The organism is Kineococcus sp. AC630 (assembly GCF_979255925.1).
In genome coordinates this window covers 162,792-178,364 of record NZ_CEEDMJ010000002.1, presented here as the reverse complement: position 1 = coordinate 178,364, position 15,573 = coordinate 162,792, and the positions used below count along the sequence as shown (strand labels likewise).

At 72.5% G+C, this 15,573-nt stretch carries 16 protein-coding genes; 8 read left to right on the top strand and 8 right to left on the bottom strand.

The window, feature by feature from the left end; translation table 11 throughout:
- Nucleotides 1-627: a helix-turn-helix domain-containing protein gene (locus AC0I8G_RS02800; RefSeq protein WP_471728565.1), complete on the bottom strand. Its 627-nt coding sequence runs from the start codon at nt 625-627 to the stop codon at nt 1-3.
- The gene (locus AC0I8G_RS02795; protein ID WP_471728564.1) at nt 624-2,045 is read right to left on the bottom strand and encodes an APC family permease; all 1,422 of its coding nucleotides are present in this window, start codon (nt 2,043-2,045) and stop codon (nt 624-626) included. The genes AC0I8G_RS02800 and AC0I8G_RS02795 overlap by 4 nt, the downstream gene beginning before the upstream one ends.
- 223 nt (nt 2,046-2,268) lie before the next feature.
- Between AC0I8G_RS02795 and AC0I8G_RS02790 the strand changes: the two genes are divergently transcribed.
- From AC0I8G_RS02790 to AC0I8G_RS02760, 7 genes are all read left to right on the top strand, one after another.
- On the top strand, nt 2,269-3,780 hold the full coding sequence (locus AC0I8G_RS02790) for an APC family permease (protein WP_471728563.1): 1,512 nt from the start codon (nt 2,269-2,271) through the stop codon (nt 3,778-3,780).
- Complete coding sequence (locus AC0I8G_RS02785) at nt 3,777-5,759, top strand: primary-amine oxidase (protein WP_471728562.1); 1,983 nt, start codon at nt 3,777-3,779, stop codon at nt 5,757-5,759. Before AC0I8G_RS02790 ends, AC0I8G_RS02785 begins: the two co-directional genes overlap by 4 nt.
- Nucleotides 5,756-6,220, top strand: coding sequence for a hypothetical protein (locus AC0I8G_RS02780; RefSeq protein WP_471728561.1), 465 nt, complete (start codon nt 5,756-5,758; stop codon nt 6,218-6,220). Before AC0I8G_RS02785 ends, AC0I8G_RS02780 begins: the two co-directional genes overlap by 4 nt.
- Nucleotides 6,217-6,915 (top strand): GNAT family N-acetyltransferase, encoded by a 699-nt coding sequence (locus AC0I8G_RS02775; RefSeq protein ID WP_471728560.1) that lies wholly within the window; start codon nt 6,217-6,219, stop codon nt 6,913-6,915. Before AC0I8G_RS02780 ends, AC0I8G_RS02775 begins: the two co-directional genes overlap by 4 nt.
- A gap of 84 nt (nt 6,916-6,999) precedes the next feature.
- Nucleotides 7,000-7,620, top strand: coding sequence for an L-threonylcarbamoyladenylate synthase (locus tag AC0I8G_RS02770; RefSeq protein ID WP_471728559.1), 621 nt, complete (start codon nt 7,000-7,002; stop codon nt 7,618-7,620).
- 188 nt (nt 7,621-7,808) lie between these two features.
- The gene (locus AC0I8G_RS02765) at nt 7,809-8,075 is read left to right on the top strand and encodes a GlsB/YeaQ/YmgE family stress response membrane protein (RefSeq protein ID WP_471728558.1); all 267 of its coding nucleotides are present in this window, start codon (nt 7,809-7,811) and stop codon (nt 8,073-8,075) included.
- Between the two features lie 5 nt (nt 8,076-8,080).
- Nucleotides 8,081-9,349 carry a cation:proton antiporter gene (locus AC0I8G_RS02760; RefSeq protein WP_471728557.1) on the top strand — a complete coding sequence of 423 codons (1,269 nt, stop codon included), beginning with the start codon at nt 8,081-8,083 and terminating at the stop codon, nt 9,347-9,349.
- A 20-nt stretch (nt 9,350-9,369) separates the two neighbouring features.
- Here the strand turns inward: AC0I8G_RS02760 and AC0I8G_RS02755 are convergent, their stop codons facing one another.
- Both AC0I8G_RS02755 and AC0I8G_RS02750 read right to left on the bottom strand, forming a co-directional pair.
- Entirely contained in the window at nt 9,370-9,852 is a 483-nt protein-coding gene (locus tag AC0I8G_RS02755; RefSeq protein ID WP_380259260.1) for a DUF427 domain-containing protein, read from the bottom strand.
- 26 nt (nt 9,853-9,878) lie between these two features.
- On the bottom strand, nt 9,879-10,733 hold the full coding sequence (locus AC0I8G_RS02750; RefSeq protein ID WP_471728556.1) for a LysR family transcriptional regulator ArgP: 855 nt from the start codon (nt 10,731-10,733) through the stop codon (nt 9,879-9,881).
- Nucleotides 10,734-10,804: 71 nt separating this feature from the next.
- Here AC0I8G_RS02750 and AC0I8G_RS02745 point away from each other — a divergent pair, with 71 nt between their 5' ends.
- The gene (locus AC0I8G_RS02745) at nt 10,805-11,407 is read left to right on the top strand and encodes a LysE/ArgO family amino acid transporter (RefSeq protein ID WP_471728555.1); all 603 of its coding nucleotides are present in this window, start codon (nt 10,805-10,807) and stop codon (nt 11,405-11,407) included.
- Here the strand turns inward: AC0I8G_RS02745 and AC0I8G_RS02740 are convergent.
- From AC0I8G_RS02740 to ngcE, 4 genes are read right to left on the bottom strand one after another with little or no spacing between them, the layout of a single operon-like run.
- A complete protein-coding gene (locus AC0I8G_RS02740; RefSeq protein ID WP_471728554.1) occupies nt 11,385-12,347 on the bottom strand; it encodes an N-acetylglucosamine kinase in 963 nt (320 codons plus the stop codon). The genes AC0I8G_RS02745 and AC0I8G_RS02740 overlap by 23 nt on opposite strands.
- Nucleotides 12,344-13,231, bottom strand: coding sequence for a carbohydrate ABC transporter permease (locus tag AC0I8G_RS02735; protein WP_471728707.1), 888 nt, complete (start codon nt 13,229-13,231; stop codon nt 12,344-12,346). The genes AC0I8G_RS02740 and AC0I8G_RS02735 overlap by 4 nt, the downstream gene beginning before the upstream one ends.
- 5 nt (nt 13,232-13,236) lie before the next feature.
- Nucleotides 13,237-14,166: a carbohydrate ABC transporter permease gene (locus AC0I8G_RS02730; protein ID WP_471728553.1), complete on the bottom strand. Its 930-nt coding sequence runs from the start codon at nt 14,164-14,166 to the stop codon at nt 13,237-13,239.
- Entirely contained in the window at nt 14,163-15,569 is a 1,407-nt protein-coding gene (gene ngcE / locus AC0I8G_RS02725; RefSeq protein ID WP_471728552.1) for an N-acetylglucosamine/diacetylchitobiose ABC transporter substrate-binding protein, read from the bottom strand. The genes AC0I8G_RS02730 and ngcE overlap by 4 nt, the downstream gene beginning before the upstream one ends.
- Between the last annotated feature and the right edge of the window lie 4 nt (nt 15,570-15,573).

Below are 15,573 nucleotides of genomic sequence, written 5' to 3'. Positions count from 1 at the left end.
TCAGCCCAGCAACGGTCCGAGCGCCTTCGCGACCCCGTGCAGGCGCGGGGCGTAGCCGGCGACCCCGATCGTCGCGGTCGTCGGGCAGGTCGCGAGCAGGACGGCGACGAGCTCGTCCTCGGGGTTGCGCACCGCGACGGCGAGCGCCGTGAGCCCGCGGACGGGGTCGTCGTCGTACTGGCACTCGGCGCAGCCGGCGAGGACCTCGGCCACGGCCGACCCGACCGGGGCGGGACCGCCGGGGCCGACGGGCAGACCCACGTCGGGGTCGGCGTCGGCCACCCGGACGAGGGCGCCGCGGACGACCAGCAGGTGCACAGCCGCCCGGACCCCGCTGCGCAGGTGACGCAGTTCCTCGCGGACGGCGCTCACCAGAGCGACCGGGGCAGCCGCGTCGACGAGCGCGCCGACCCGCGCTCCGAGGGCGAAGCCCGAGAGGTCGGGCATCCGGACGAGCAGTTCCTCGGCCACCAGGAGGTTCAGCAGCCGGTAGGCCGTCGCCCTCGGGATCCCGGTCGCCGCGGCCAGTTCCGCGGCGCTGACCCCGGGTCCGGCATGGGCGACGGCCTCGAGCAGGTGCACGGCCGAGGTGATCGCCTTCGGCTGGCGTCCGGTGAGGTCGCTCACGACAGCACGTCCCGCCGGACGGTCTCGTCGTAGAGGCCGATCCCGGCGACCAGCGACGGCCGCCGCGCCCGCAGCACGACGGCCCGCACGACGCCGAGGGCCAGCAGCGCGGACGCGGTGAGCACCCACCCGCCCCCGGCGGACACGGCCCACGCCGTGCAGGCCCCGAGGACCGCGACCAGCGCGAGCGAGGCGACCACCACCGGCGGCGCGGTCAGTTCCCCGATGCGGTGCAGGAAGAACGGTGCCGCGAGGCAGACCAGGACGTACCCGCCGACGTAGCCGCAGGTGCCGACGACGAGCAGACCCCGGAGCGTGTCGGCCGGGGAGACCCCGAGCAGCAGGACCCCTGCGGGGACCGCCACGGCGAGGGCCGTCGCGACGACCACGGCGACGGCAGGGGTCCCGCGCGGTCCCGTGCGGCCGAGCGCACGGGGGACGACCCCTTCGCGGCCCATCGTGAACACGAGTCGCACCAGGGCGGTGAGCGACCCGGAGGCGCACCCGACGAAGGAGGCGAGGATCCCGAGTTCGAGGACGGCGGCGAGCGTCGGGTCGGCCAGCACGGACACGGCGGCGGCCAGCGGGAACGGTGCCCCGCCGAGCCCCGGGGTGCCCGCGAAAACGACGGCCTGCGCGGCGGCGGCGAGGACGTAGAGCAGGCCGGAGGTCAGCGCGGTCCAGCGGACCACCCGGGGCACGACGGAGAGCGGTCGACGGCTCTCGCTGGCCAGCGACCCGGCGCTCTCGAAACCGACGAAGGCCGTGACCGCCAGCAGCAGACCCTGCCCGCCGGGACCGAACGGGTGCCCTCCACCGTCGAGGACGACGGAGGGGTGCGGGACGCCGTACCGGGAGAACGCCGCGGCGAGCGCGATCCCCAGGACCACGACGACGATCGAGATCGAGACGACCTCCAGGGCCAGTCCCAGCCGGGCCGAGACCCCCGCCCCCCGGACCGAGAAACCCGCGACGAGAACTCCGAGCAGCACGATGCCGACCACGACGGGAACCGGTCCGGAAACCCCGGGCGCCACCTTCTCCGCGAGGGCGACGGCCGAGGTCGCGGCCCCCGTCAACGCCCCGGCGACGAGGAACCCGTACCCCACGACGAGGGCGCCTCCCGCGATGGTGGCCGCCGTCCCGCCGAGACCCTTGGCGGTGAAGGAGTACAGCGACCCCGGGGCGACCATCCGCCGGCTGAACTGCCCGACGGAGGAACTCACGAGGAGCACGACGACGGTGGCCGCGAGGTAGGCCAGGGCCGAGGGCGGGGCACCGGCGAGGGCGAACGCCTGCCCGGGCGAGGTGGCCATCGCGGCGGCGGGTGCGGTGGCCGCGACGGACTGCGCGAGCACCTCGAGCGGGCCGAGGCGTCGGCGGCGCAACCCGGTGACCGGGGAGGTGGGACGCAGCACCGGTACCGTCACGAGGACCTCACGAGGGCACCGTGCCCGGCCCGTGTTTCGTCGGTGTTGCGCGGGTGTTTCGCCTCGTGCGCGGCGAACGGGACGGCGGGCGAGATCCCGTCCCGATCGGTGGAACCCCTCGTCACACGCGGGCAACGTCGTGGAAACCGGGGCCCGCGAGGATCGGTGCGGGCGGTCGGCCGACCGCCCGCAGGCCCTCCTGAGGAGCGTCATGGCGTCCACGACGAACAGCACCGTTGCGCCACCGGTCGAGGAACGTCGGCTGAGCGGGAAGCTCGGCGTCGGCTCGATCGTCTTCATGGTCGTCGCGGCGGCGGCTCCGCTGACCGTCGTCGGCGGCAGCGTCCCGATCGGCATCAGCATCGGCAACGGCGCCGGGTACCCCGCGATGTACGCGATCGGCGCGGTCATCCTGTTCTTCTTCGCCGTGGGTTTCGTGGCGATGACCCGCTACGTCCCGAACGCCGGCGCGTTCTACACCTACATCGGCGCCGGCCTCGGCCGGCTGCACGGCCTCGGCGGTTCGTTCCTCGCCCTGCTGACCTACCAGACCATCCAGGCCGCGGTGTACGGCTACCTCGGCGCGGCGCTGGGTGGGGTCGTGCACGACGACCTCGGCGGGCCCGACCTCCCCTGGTGGGTGTGGGCGGGTCTCTCGATCGCCGTCGTCGGGTTGCTCGGGTTCCGCCACATCGACCTCTCCAGCAAGGTCCTCGGCGTCCTGCTCGTCGCGGAGATCGGCATCGTCCTCGTGGTCGACGCGGGCGTCGTCCTCTCCGGCGGCGGGGACGAGGGTTTCTCGACCGCGTCGATCACCCCGTCCGGGATCGCGTCCGGCGCCCCCGGCATCGGCCTGATGTTCGCCCTCGCCGGGTTCATCGGCTTCGAGTGCACCGCGGTCTTCCGCGACGAGGCCCGTGACCCCGACAAGACCATCCCCCGCGCGACCTACGCCTCACTCGCCCTCATCGGGGTCTTCTACACGCTGTCCGCGTGGTCGATCGTCTCGGCCTGGGGCGACCAGGGGGCGCTGGCCGAGGCGGGCAGCGACCCCGAGGGCATGGTCGTGCAGACCGCGACCGACTACGTCGGCAGGGTCGCCGGTGACGTGGTCCAGGCGCTGCTGCTGACCAGCCTCTTCGCCTGCGTGCTGTCCTTCCACAACGTCATCAACCGCTACGTGTTCTCCATGGCCAACACGGGCGTCCTGCCGCGCTCGTGGGGGCGCAGCCACCACCGCCACCACTCCCCGCACGTCGCCTCGCTGCTGCAGACGGGGGCCTCGGTCGTCCTCGTCGCGGTCTTCGTCGCGGCCGGCCTCGACCCGATCCTGCAGGTCTACACGTGGATGTCGGGCGTCGCGACGCTCGGGTTCATCCTGCTGATGCTGCTGACCTGCGTCGCCGTCCTGGTGTTCTTCGCGCGCAACCGCGTCGACACCCGCGTCTGGAACACCAAGGTCGCCCCGGCCGTCGGGGTCGTGGGTCTCGGTTTCACCGCCTACCTCACGGCGACGAACTTCGGGTTGCTCGTCGGCGGGTGGACCGTCGGCGCCGTCTTCCTCGTCCTGACGATCGCCTCCTACCTCGTGGGGCCGCTCGTCGGACTGCTCAAGCCCAGCGCCGACCCGATGGCCGTCTCCGAGTTCGAAGCCGCCCTCGACGCGGGTGCCGAGGTGCCCGCGCAGATCCGTTCCACGTCCGCCACGGAGGACCACGCATGAGCCTGCTCGACACCCCCACCGACCTCTCGCTGACCTCGGGTCCGGACCACCCCCTCGACCGTCTGAGCGCGGGCGAGATCGACGCGACCCGCGAACTGCTGGCCGACACCCTGACCCCGACGACGCGGTTCGCCTACCTCGGGCTGCTGGAACCCCCGAAGGCCGAGGTCCTCGCGTTCTCCCCCGGCGACCCGATCTCGCGGACCGTCCGGGCGCTGCTGCTGGACACCGCGACCGGCGTCGGGCGCGACGTGCGCGTCTCGCTGTCGGAGCACCGGGTCCTCTCCGACCACACCGTCGACGGCCCGACGCAGGGACACGTCCCGATCCTGGAGGAGGAGTTCGCGGCGATCGACCCGATCGTCGCGGCCGACGAACGCTGGGTCGCCGCCCTCGCCGCCCGCGGGCTCACCGTCTCCGACGTCGTGACCGTCCCGCTCTCGGCCGGTCACTACGACGACATCCCCGCGACCGACCCGGGCGCCTCGCGCATCATGCGGGTGTTCGCGTTCCAGCAGCCGGACGCGCAGGCGCTGCCCTGGGCGCACCCCGTCGACGGGGTCGTCGCCTACGTCGACCTCTCCGCCCAGAAGGTCCTGCACGTCCTGGACCACCAGCGGTTCACCGTTCCGCAGCAGACGGGGAACTGGAACGAGGCCCCGCACGCCCAGCCGGAACGCACCGACCTCAAACCCATCTCGATCACCCAGCCCGAGGGTCCGAGCTTCTCCGTCGACGGCGACGTCATCACCTGGCAGGGGTGGAAGGTCCGGGTCGGTTTCGACCCGCGGGAGGGTCTGACCCTGCACCAGCTCTCCGTCGCCGACGTCACCGGACCGGACCCGGAGGCCCGGCGTGACGTGGTGTACCGGGCCTCGATCGCGGAGATGGTCGTGCCCTACGCCGACCCGTCGCCGGTGCGGTTCTGGCAGAACTACTTCGACACCGGCGAGTACCTCTTCGGCCGGTTCGTGAACTCCCTCGCGCTGGGCTGCGACTGCCTCGGCGAGATCCACTACTTCGACGCCGTGATGGCCGACGAGACCGGTCACCCGAAGGACGTGCAGAACGCGATCTGCCTGCACGAGGAGGACTACGGGGTGCTCTGGAAGCACTCCGACATGTTCAACGGGATGAACGAGACCCGTCGTCAGCGCCGGTTGGTGATCTCCTTCTTCACCACCATCGGGAACTACGACTACGGGTTCTACTGGTACCTCTACCTCGACGGAACCATCGAGCTCGAGGCCAAGGCCACCGGGGTCGTGTTCACCGCCGCCTACCCCGAGGAGGGTCTGGAGTTCTCCACCGAGATCGCCCCCGGTCTGGCCGCACCGTTCCACCAGCACCTCTTCTCGGCCCGGCTCGACATGATGGTCGACGGCCTCGCGAACGCCGTCGAGGAGGTCGACGCAGTGCGGGTCCCCCGCGGTGAGGGGAACCCCTACGGCAACGCGTTCGCCCGCAGGGCGACCCGGCTGACGAGCGAGGCCCACGCCCAGCGCGAGGCCAACGGCGCCGCGGGTCGGGTGTGGCACGTGCTGAACACCGAGCGGAAGAACGCGCTGGGGCAGCCCACCGGCTACGCCCTGCACCCCGAGCACCAGCCGCTGCTGCTGGCCGACGAGACGAGTTCGGTCCACGACCGGGCGACGTTCGGCACGAAGCACCTGTGGGTGACGCAGTACGACCCGGAGGAGCGCTACCCGGCGGGGGACCTGGTGAACCAGAACCCGGGCGGGGCCGGGTTGCCCGCGTTCGTCGCGGGTGACCGCGACCTCGACGGCCAGGACCTGGTCCTGTGGCACACGTTCGGGTTGACCCACTTCCCCCGACCGGAGGACTGGCCGATCATGCCGGTCGACTACGCGGGGTTCACCCTGAAGCCGGTCGGGTTCTTCGACCGCAACCCCGCGCTCGGCGTACCGGTGGCGAAGCCCTCCCACGGGTCGGGCGGCGGGGGATGCTGCGCCTCGTGAACCGTCCGCGTCCCGCGACCCACCGGGAGGCCCGCGCCTCCCGGTGGGTCGCGGTGACCGGGGTGGTCGCGGCGGTCCTGCACGTGCCGCTGGCGATCGCCCACGCGGGAGCCTCCCTCCCCCTGGCGGGGGTGCTGCTGGTGATGTCGCTGGTCTGCCTGCCGTGCGCGGGCCACCTGTGGCGCAGCCCGTCCCCCCGGACCTGGGCCCCGGTCGCCGCGGCGGGCACGGTGGTGCTGGTGGCCCACGCGGCCCTGCTGGTGACCCCCGCCGGCGGCTCCGCGTCGGTGCTCTCCCTCAGCGGGCACGCCGGGCACACCACGACCCTGGCCGATCCCTGGCACTCGCCCGTCCTGCTCGCGCTGGTGGCGGTCCTCACGCTGGCCCAGGTCGTGACGTGCCTCCACCTCCTGGCCGGCCGGCCCCACCTCCTGCGGGGGCGTGGAACGATGCCGGGGTGACGCAGCACCACCCCCTCGACAACCCCGTCTGGTCGTCGTTGGCGACGACCCACGCCCACCTCGCCGAGGGGACGGGCGACGGCCGGCGGTTCCCGGTGGACGTGTCCCCCTTCTCCGGGGTCGCCGACCAGCGCGACCCCCGGGGCTGGCACGACCTCGCCGACGTCGCCGGCCCGGGCGTCCTGCTCCTCGTCCCGGCCCTGGCCGTGACCCCGCCGGAGGGTTTCGCGGTGACGGCCCGCCTCCCGGGCGTGCAGCTGGTGGCGACCGACGCGCTGCGCACCGAACCCTCGCCGCACGCCGTGGAACTGGACGTCCAGGACGTCGACGACGTGCTCGACCTGGTGTCGCGCACGCAACCCGGCCCGTTCGGGCGGCGGACCCGGCTGCTGGGGCGCTACCTCGGGATCCGGGAGGACGGCCGGCTGCTGGCCCTGGCCGGCGAACGCCTGCACCCCACCGGGGCGACCGAGATCAGCGCCGTCTGCACCGATCCGAGCGCTCGCGGCCGCGGGCTGGCGACGTCGCTGGTCCGGGCCGTCGCCCAGGGCGTCCGCGACCGCGGCGAGCTCCCCTTCCTGCACGCCGCCGCGCACAACACCGGCGCGATCCGGCTCTACGAGAGCCTGGGTTTCGCCCTGCGACGGACGCTCGACTTCGCCACCGTCCGCACCCCTGGGACGCCCGCTCCCTGAGCGAGCGGGAGGCGGGGGTGGGTGCGGGCCCGTGTCCACCACGGCGCGGCGGTGACCCGGACCGCGCTCCTCTAGAGTCGGGTCATGGCGCGTTTCGTGGAGGTCCACCCCGAGAACCCGCAACCCCGGTCGATCGCGCAGCTCACGGCGGTGCTGCGGGAGGACGGCCTGATCGCCTACCCGACGGACTCCTGCTACGCGCTGGGCTGCCGCCTCGACAGCCACACCGGCGCCGACCGCATCCGCCGCATCCGGCAGCTGGACGACAAGCACCACTTCACGCTGATCTGCTCGGACTTCGCCCAGCTCGGGCAGTTCGTGCACCTCGACAACGCGCAGTTCCGCGCCATCAAGGCCGCGACGCCGAACCCGTACACGTTCATCCTGCCGGCGACCAAGGAGGTCCCCCGGCGGTTCGCGCACCCCAAGAAGAAGACCGTGGGCGTCCGGATCCCGGACCACCGGTTCGTGCGGGCGCTGCTCACGGAACTCGGCGAACCCCTGCTCTCCAGCACCCTGCTGCTGCCCGGTCACGAGAACCCCCCGTCCGACGGCTGGACGATCAAGGAGGAACTCGACCACGTCGTCGATGCGGTGGTCGACGCCGGCGAGTGCGGGACCCTGCCGACGACGGTCGTGGACTGGTCGGAGGGACATCCCGAGGTCGTCCGGGTCGGCGCCGGCGACCCCGACCGCTTCTCCTGACCCGGGTCCGGGCGGGCGACGGGGGTCGCCGGGGTCTGTGACCGAACCGTGACTGCGTGTGTCACACCAGGTTCAACGAGCGATCACGTGCCTCTCGTGGCACGGTTCTCAGCGCGTCGCGGACGCGAAGAACGTTTCCGCGCCAGGCCCACAGCATCCCGTGGGCTGAACTGATCTTGGAGGAACACATGCACGTCGACGGAATCATCTCGGCCATCGTCATCGGAGCGATCATCGGCGTCCTCGCGCGCCTGGTCATGCCCGGCCGCCAGAACATCTCCATCCTGCTGACCATCATCGTCGGCATCGTGGCGGCCTTCATCGGCACGGCACTGGCCCGCGCTCTCGGGGTGGACAACACGCCGCGCATCGACTGGATCGAGATCATCCTCCAGGTCGTCGTGGCTGTCGTGGGTGTCTCGATCGTCGGGTCGCTCCGCGGCCGTCGCCGCTGACCCAGGTGCTGTCGCCGGTCCTCTTCACCCTCGCGGGGGCCAGTGCCCTCGTCGCGGCCCTGCTGCCGCGGGTGGTGGACCGGCTCCCGATCAACCTGCCGATGGCCTTCCTCGGGGGCGGGGTCCTGCTGGGCCTCGTCCCGGGGTTGCCGTCGGTCGATCCGCTGAAGCACCGCGAGGCGACCCAGCACGTCACCGAGCTGGTCGTCATCATCTCGTTGATGGGGGCGGGACTCGCCCTCGACCGAGCCGTCGGGTGGCGCCGTTGGGCGTCCACCTGGCGGCTCCTCGCCGTGGCGATGCCGCTGACGATCGCGGCCGTCGCGTGGGCGGGGTGGCTGGCCGGTCTACCGGTGGCCGCGGCCCTGCTGCTGGGCGCGGCCCTCGCCCCCACCGACCCCGTCCTCGCCAGTGACGTCCAGGTCGGGGAACCCGCCGACGAGGACAACACCGAGGACGAGGTCCGTTTCGCCCTGACCAGCGAGGCCGGCCTGAACGACGGTGCGGCCTTCCCGATCGTGCACCTCGCCGTCGTCCTCGCGGGCACGGGACTGTCCGTCGTGGCGCTGCGCGACTGGTTCCTCGAGGACGTCGCCCTCCGCGGCGTCGTCGGGGTGGCCTCCGGTCTGCTCATCGGCTGGGTCCTGGGGCGGCTGTTCTTCCACTCCCCGCTCCCGTCGCTGCGTCTCGCCGACAACGCCGAGGGGTTCACCGCGCTCGCCGTGACCTTCCTGGCCTACGGGGTCACCGAACTCGTCCACGGCTACGGCTTCGTCGCGGTCTTCGTGGCCGCCTGCACGATCCGCTCCGCCGAGCGGGCCCACGGGGCGCACAAGGTGGCCCACGAGTTCGTCGAGCAGATTGAGCGGATGCTCACGTCGTGGCTGCTGCTGCTGCTCGGTGCGGCCCTCTCCGACGGGTTGCTGGCTGCCCTCACGTGGCGCCTGGCCCTGGTCGGCGTGCTGCTCATCGTCGTGATCCGCCCCGTCGTGGGGTACCTCAGCCTGGCCCGCACCGCCGGTGGACCCCGCGAGCGCTGGGTCATCGGGAGCTTCGGGGTCCGTGGCATCGGCTCGTTGTTCTACCTCGCGTACGCCCTCGGGGAGGGCGAGTTCCCCGGCGAGGAGCTCTGGGCCGCCGTCGGTTTCACCATCGCCCTGTCGGTCTTCGTCCACGGCCTCACGGCCGGTCCGATCGTGCGCCGACTCGACGCGGCGAGGTTCCGCCACGCCCCCACCGACCACCGCGGGGACGTCGCGGGCACCCACCTCTAACGGGTCAGCTGGTCAACGGGTCACCAGCCCATGGTGCCCGGCGCGCCCTTGAAGGGGCCCGTCACCTCGGAGCTGATCCACCCGCCGTAGAAGTCGCCCTCCTGCGCCAGCACCTCCTCGTCGTCGAGCAGGCAGCGCACCCCGGAGGGGTAGAACGCCAGCGCGTCGGTCAGGGCCTCGAAACCCGGGGTCGGCCGCGGGTAGGTCCAGGCGGCGCGGGGTCGCAGCACCCGCCCGTCCGCTGCGAGCAGGTCCACGTAGGACGCCTGCCCCTTCCACTCGCACCACGACCTGCCGTCCCCGCGGGCGATCGCGTCGGCGGGCACCGCGTCCCGCGCGACGTAGTACGTCGGCGGGTGCGAGGTCTCCAGCACCCGCCACGCGCGCCCCTCCTCGGGAGCCACGTCGACGAGGAGGCGACCCTCGGGGTCGTGGATCCGCACCCGTCGCGTCGCGACTTCCAGGCGCGGCGGGCGGGGGTAGTCCCAGCAGGATTCGCTCACCCGCACAGCGTGCGGCCGGGACGGGATCAGCGCCAGGCGGCGAGGACGGCGTCGCCGAGCCGGTCCAGCGACGGGGAACGGATCTTCCACCGCTGCCAGTGCAGGACGACGTCGACCCCACCGCCGGGCGCGAGGTCGACGAGCTCCCCCGCCCCGACGGCCTCGATCTGCGCCGGGAGCAGCATCCCCCAGCCGAAGCCCCGCCGGACGGCCTCCCCGAAGTCCGCCGTCGCCGGGACGTGGTGACGGGGCGGGAGGGGGTGCCCGAACCCGCGCAACCAGTCGTCCTGCAGGTCGTCGTCGCGGTCGAAGACCACCACGGGCGCCCGCGCCAGCGCGTCCCGGTCGACCCCGCCGGGGAACCACCGGCGGGCGAAGTCCACCGACGCGCAGGGTTGGTAGTGCACGGACCCGAGGCGGGTGACCGAGCACCCCGCGACCGCTTCGGCCTGCGCGGTGACGGCCGCGACGACGCTGCCGTCGCGCAGCAGTTCGCTGGTGCGTTCCTGGTCCTCGCGGCGCAGGTCGAAGCAGAAGTCCCCCGCCAGCGGGGCGATGGCCGCGAGGAACCATGTCGCGAGCGAGTCGGCGTTGACCGCGACGGGCAGCACGGGCATCCCGGACGCCTCGCCGAGTTCGCGCCCCGCGTCCGCGGCGAGCAGCTCGACCTCGCGCGCCAGGCGCAGCACCGTCCGGCCGGCCACGGTCGGGACGACGGGTTTCGAGCGCACGAGCAGCACCCGGCCGGCCGAGGACTCCAGCGCCCGGATCCGCTGACTCACGGCCGAGGGGGTCACGTGCAGCGCACGGGCGGCGGCTTCGAACGTGCCCTCGGCGACGGCCGCCGCCAGCGCCCGCAGCTGTCCGAGGTCGAGGTCCACGAACAGCGATGCTAATGCCGGTGAAGGATCCTGAGCTGGAGTCGTCGGGCTCGGCTCTCTAGCGTCGGAGGGTGCTCACGTTCCTGGCCGGGACCCTCTTCGGCCTCTCCCTCATCGTCGCCATCGGCGCCCAGAACACCCTCGTGATCAAGCAGGGGGTCCGCGGGGAGCACGTCGGGGCGGTCGTCGCGGTCTGCGTCGCCAGCGACGTCGTCCTCATCGCCGCGGGCGTCGGCGGCGCCGGGGCCCTCTTCACCCGCTCCCCCGACGTCCTCCAGGTCGTGCGGTGGGTCGGCGCGGCGTTCCTCCTCGCCTACGCCGCCTTCGCGCTGCGCCGGGCCTGGCGCCCCGGCGCCCTGCGCGCCGACACCGCGGGGGAACCCGCGCGCCTCGGTACCGTGCTCGCCACGACCGCCGCCCTCACCTGGCTGAACCCGCACGTCTACCTCGACACCGTGGTCCTGCTCGGGTCGGTCGCCGCCACCCACGGCGGGGCGCGCTGGTGGTTCGCCGCCGGCGCGATGCTCGCGAGCCTGGTGTGGTTCACCGTCCTGGGTCACGGCGCGAGACTTCTGCGCCCGCTCTTCGCCCGTCCCGCCGCCTGGCGGGTGCTGGACCTCGGGGTGGCGCTGATCATGACGGTCCTCGCGGTCAGCCTGCTGCGAGCGCCGTGAGCTGCTCGCGCAACCGCGTCGGGGGGTGCCCGAGTTCGCGCAGCGCGAGGACGGCGGCGCCCAGCAGCCCGTCGTCGGCGCCGGCGACCTGCCGCCCGGCCAGCGCACGCTGCAACGCCTCCGACCGGCCGGTGCGCTCGATGCCCAACCGCCAGACGCTGCCGCCGACGACGAGGGGGCCCGGCCCGGCGACGGCGTCGAGCAGCGTGGCCAGTTCGTCCTGCGCGCCCGACACGATCCCCACCGCCACCCGGTCCCCCGCCCCAGCGGCCGCGAAGCAGACCGGGGCCAGGCGGGCCAGGCCGACGGGGTCCTGGGCGTAGACGAGGTCCACGAGTTCGCCGAGCACGTACGGGCGCCCCTCGCGCGGGCGGCGGTCGTCCTCGAGCCCGAACGTCTCCAGCGTCGCGCCGAGCAGTTCCGTCGCGGGTCCGGTGCCGTCGAGGGCGGCGGCGACGGCCCGGGCCACCCGCCGCCCGATCCAGAACCCCGACCCGGCGTCCCCCAGCAGCCAGCCGTTGCCGCCGACGACGCGGTCGAGGTCCCCGTCGACGACCCGCGCCGCGACGGAACCCGTCCCGGCGATCAGGCCCGCCCCGGAGTCCTCGACGGCGGCAGAGTAGTACATCGCGAGCAGGTCCGAGGCCCGGCGGAACCGCGCGTGCGGGGGGAGGTCGAGGACCCGTCGCAGGTCCTCGAGGGTCAGCACGCGGTCGGAGCCGGCCGCGGCCAGCACCGCCGACACGACCTCGCCGGGTCCCGCCTGCGCGAGAGCCGCGGCGGCGGCGGTCCGCACCGCGGCCGACGCCGCCGCCGCGCCCACCGCGGTGGGGTTCCCCGGCCCCGCCACGGCCCGCCCGCAGGGACGTCCGTCGAGGGTGGCGACGAGGGCGCGGGTCGAACTGCCGCCGGCGTCGAGCGCGAGCAGGAATCGCGTCACTTGAGCCCGCCCGCGGACGCGGCCCCCTGCAACCGTCGCTGGAAGATGAGGTAGACGACCAGGACCGGCACGATGGTCATGACCGCCCCGGCGAACAGCTGACCGAAGTCCACGTCGTAGCCGGCCGCGGAGGCGAACGACGCCATCCCCTGGGTCAGCACGTAGTTCTCCCGGTCCGAGTTCAGCACCACCGGCAGCAGGTACTGGTTCCAGAGGCCGACGAAGTTCAGGATCGCGACCGACGCCATGCCGGGCCCGGCCATCGGGAGCATGACCTGGAAGAACGTGCGCCACTCGCTCGCCCCGTCGATCGAGGCCGCCTCGGCGATCTCGCCGGGGAGCTCCTCGAAGAAGCTGGTGAGGAAGAACACCGTGAACGGGTAGGCGTAGGTGGCGTAGCTGATGATCAGCCCCGGCAGGGTGTTGAGGACGCCCAGCTGCCGCAGGATGAAGAACAGCGGGACGACCGCGAGGAACACCGGGAAGGTGAGACCCGCGACGACGAGGTAGCGGATCAGCGTGCGGCCGCGGAACTGGAACCGGGCCAGCACGTAGGCCGACATGGACCCCATGACCATGGTCAGCACCAGCGCGCTCGAGACGACGATGACGGAGTTCAGGAAGTAGGACCCGATGCCCGCGGTCCGCCACGCGTTCACGTAGTTCTGGAACTGCCACTGCTGCGGCAGTGAGAACGGTGACGCGAAGATCTCGTTCGTCGTCTTGAAGCTGGAGACGATGGTCCAGAGCAGCGGTACCAGGACGAGCAGGGACCAGATCCCCAGCACGGTGTGCGAGCTGACGGCGACGGCGCGCTCCCCGCGCCCCGTCCCGCGGACCGGCCGGGCCGTGGGCGCCGGCTGGACCCGCGGTCGCTGCGTCACCCCGCTCACGCGCGCTTCTCCCGCCACCGGGCGACGCCGAACACCAGACCGGTGAAGGCGAACGTCACCAGCGCCAGGACGACACCCATCGCGCAGGCCAGGCCGAATCGGCCGTCCTTGAACGCGGTGCTGAAGATCTGCTGGGTGATGACCAGGGTCGAGTTCGCCGGACCGCCGTCGGGGTTGAGCCCGGCCAGGAACACGAACGCGTCGAGGGCGAAGATCCCCAGGTAGACGTAGGCCGTGCGCAGCGCGCCGGTGATCCCCGGTGCGGCGATGAACACCGCCGTGCGCAACCGGCCCGCGCCGTCGAGGCGCGCGGCCTCGAACGTCTCCGCCGGGATCCCGCGGATCGCCGCGACGAAGAGGACCATGTAGAAGCCGACGAACGTCCACACGATGACGACGACGGTGGCCGCCATCGCCGTCGAGGAACGGCCCAGCCAGGCGAACTTCTCGAAGTGGTCGAGGCCGAGTCCGGTGAGGACACCGTTCAGCAACCCGGCGCTGGGGTCGTAGACGCGCCCCCAGATGATCGCGATGACGATCGCGGGGACGACGTAGGGGAAGAAGGACACGATCCGGTAGAACGACGAGCCCGACAGTCCCCGCACGGCCCCGGTCGAGGAGCCGCCGAACGTCAGCAGGCAGGCGAGGGCGAAGCTCAGCACCAGGGTGACGATCGGCACCACCACGAGGAGCACGAGGCTGTTGCCGACGGCCTTGAGGAACAGGTCGTCCTGCGCCAGGTGCACGTAGTTGTCGAGACCGATGAACTGCTGGGTCGAGGTGAACCCCGACCACGAGGTCAGCGAGTACCAGGCGGCCTGGGTGAACGGGTAGAGCACGAAGGCCAGGTAGAGCGCGACGGGGATCCCGAGGAACACCACCATCAGGCTGACGCGGTCGAACGTCAGCCTGCGGCGGGTCCTCACGAGACCTTGACCTTGACCACGGAGTCGTCCGCGCGGGTGTCGTCGAACTGCTTCTGCAGACCGCTGGTGAGACCGGCGGCGTCGAGCTCACCCGAGAGGAAGCTGTTCCAGAGGACGTTGTTCTGGCTGGTGAAGCCGTAGATGTCGTTGAAGTTGAACGTGAAGGTGTTCTCACCGGCCGCGTCGAGCATGGCGACCTGGGACGCCAGGGCCGTGGAACCGAACGCGTCCGCGGGGACGGTGCCCTTGACGATGGTCGAGGAGAGCTTGGCCTTGGCGAAGTTGGTGGCGCCCTCCTTCGACAGCATCAGCCGCAGCGTCTCCATGCCGCCGGCCTTGTTCTTCGCCTGGCTCGGGACGACGAACGGTTCCCCGGCGCTGGCGTGGAAGGACTCGGCCGGCATCGCCGCGCCACTCGACACCGCGGGCGCGGGACAACCGGTCATCTGGAAGTCGGCGGCGGTCTGGCTCTTCATCTCGTTCTCGATCCAGGAACCCGAGGGGTACAGGACCGCCTGCTGCCCCTGGGTCCACTGCGCCTGCGCGGCGGTGAACTGGGTGCCGGCGCCACCCGGGAGGAAGTACCCGGCCTGCACGGCCTGTTCCATCTTGGCGAAGACCGCCTGCACCGCGGGATGGCTCCAGGCGTCGGCGTCGAGGTTCCCCAGCTTGACGCGGACCTCGTCACCACCCTCCTTGATCGCCGACTCGACGGCCAGGGTGAGGTAGTAGGACGCGGCCTCCTTGCCCCAGCAGAACAGGTACTTGCCCGCCGTCTTCGCCGAGGCGCCCAGGGCGAGGACGTCGTCCCACGTGGTGGGCGCCTTCCAGCCGTTCGCGTCGAAGAGGGACTTGGAGTACCAGAGCCCGTAGACCGTGAGGACGTAGTTCAGCTGGACGAGGCGACCGTCGTAGTAGCCGTCGTCGAGCATCCCCGGGTAGAGGGTGTCGGCGATGACGTCACCCTCGGTGTTCTTGGCCTTCGTGAGCGGGGCGAGGTCCTCGAGCTGCTTCGCGATCGTGGCGAGCCCGATGGCGTTGGCCCCGGAGTTGTCGAGGAGGTCCGGGGGGTTGCCGCCGACGAAGCGCGGCTGCATCTGCTGGGAGATCTGGGTGGAGGGTGCGACGGTGAGCTTGCCCCCCTTGTGCAGGTCGGCGTACGCGGCGGCCACGGCGCTGACGTAGTCCGTGCCGTACCCGCCGTCGAAGATGACGGCCTCGACGGCGGCGCCCTCGCCGACGCCGAAGGGGTTCGTGTCGCTGACCTCACCGGTGGGGGCGGAGTCGGCGGGGGTGTCGCTGCCGCCACCGGCGGCGCAGGCGCTCAGGCCGACGGGCACGAGGGTGCCGGCCAGGACCAGACCCAGGAACCGACGACGCTGGAACAACGGGGACTCGCTCACGGTG

What these genes read in the sequence shown, in the direction of transcription:
- AC0I8G_RS02765 (WP_471728558.1), top strand. Translation starts at nt 7,809, where the DNA reads ATGCACGTCGACGGAATCATCTCGGCCATCGTCATCGGAGCGATCATC.
- AC0I8G_RS02790 (WP_471728563.1), top strand. Translation starts at nt 2,269, where the DNA reads ATGGCGTCCACGACGAACAGCACCGTTGCGCCACCGGTCGAGGAACGT.
- AC0I8G_RS02785 (WP_471728562.1), top strand. Translation starts at nt 3,777, where the DNA reads ATGAGCCTGCTCGACACCCCCACCGACCTCTCGCTGACCTCGGGTCCG.
- AC0I8G_RS02770 (WP_471728559.1), top strand. Translation starts at nt 7,000, where the DNA reads ATGGCGCGTTTCGTGGAGGTCCACCCCGAGAACCCGCAACCCCGGTCG.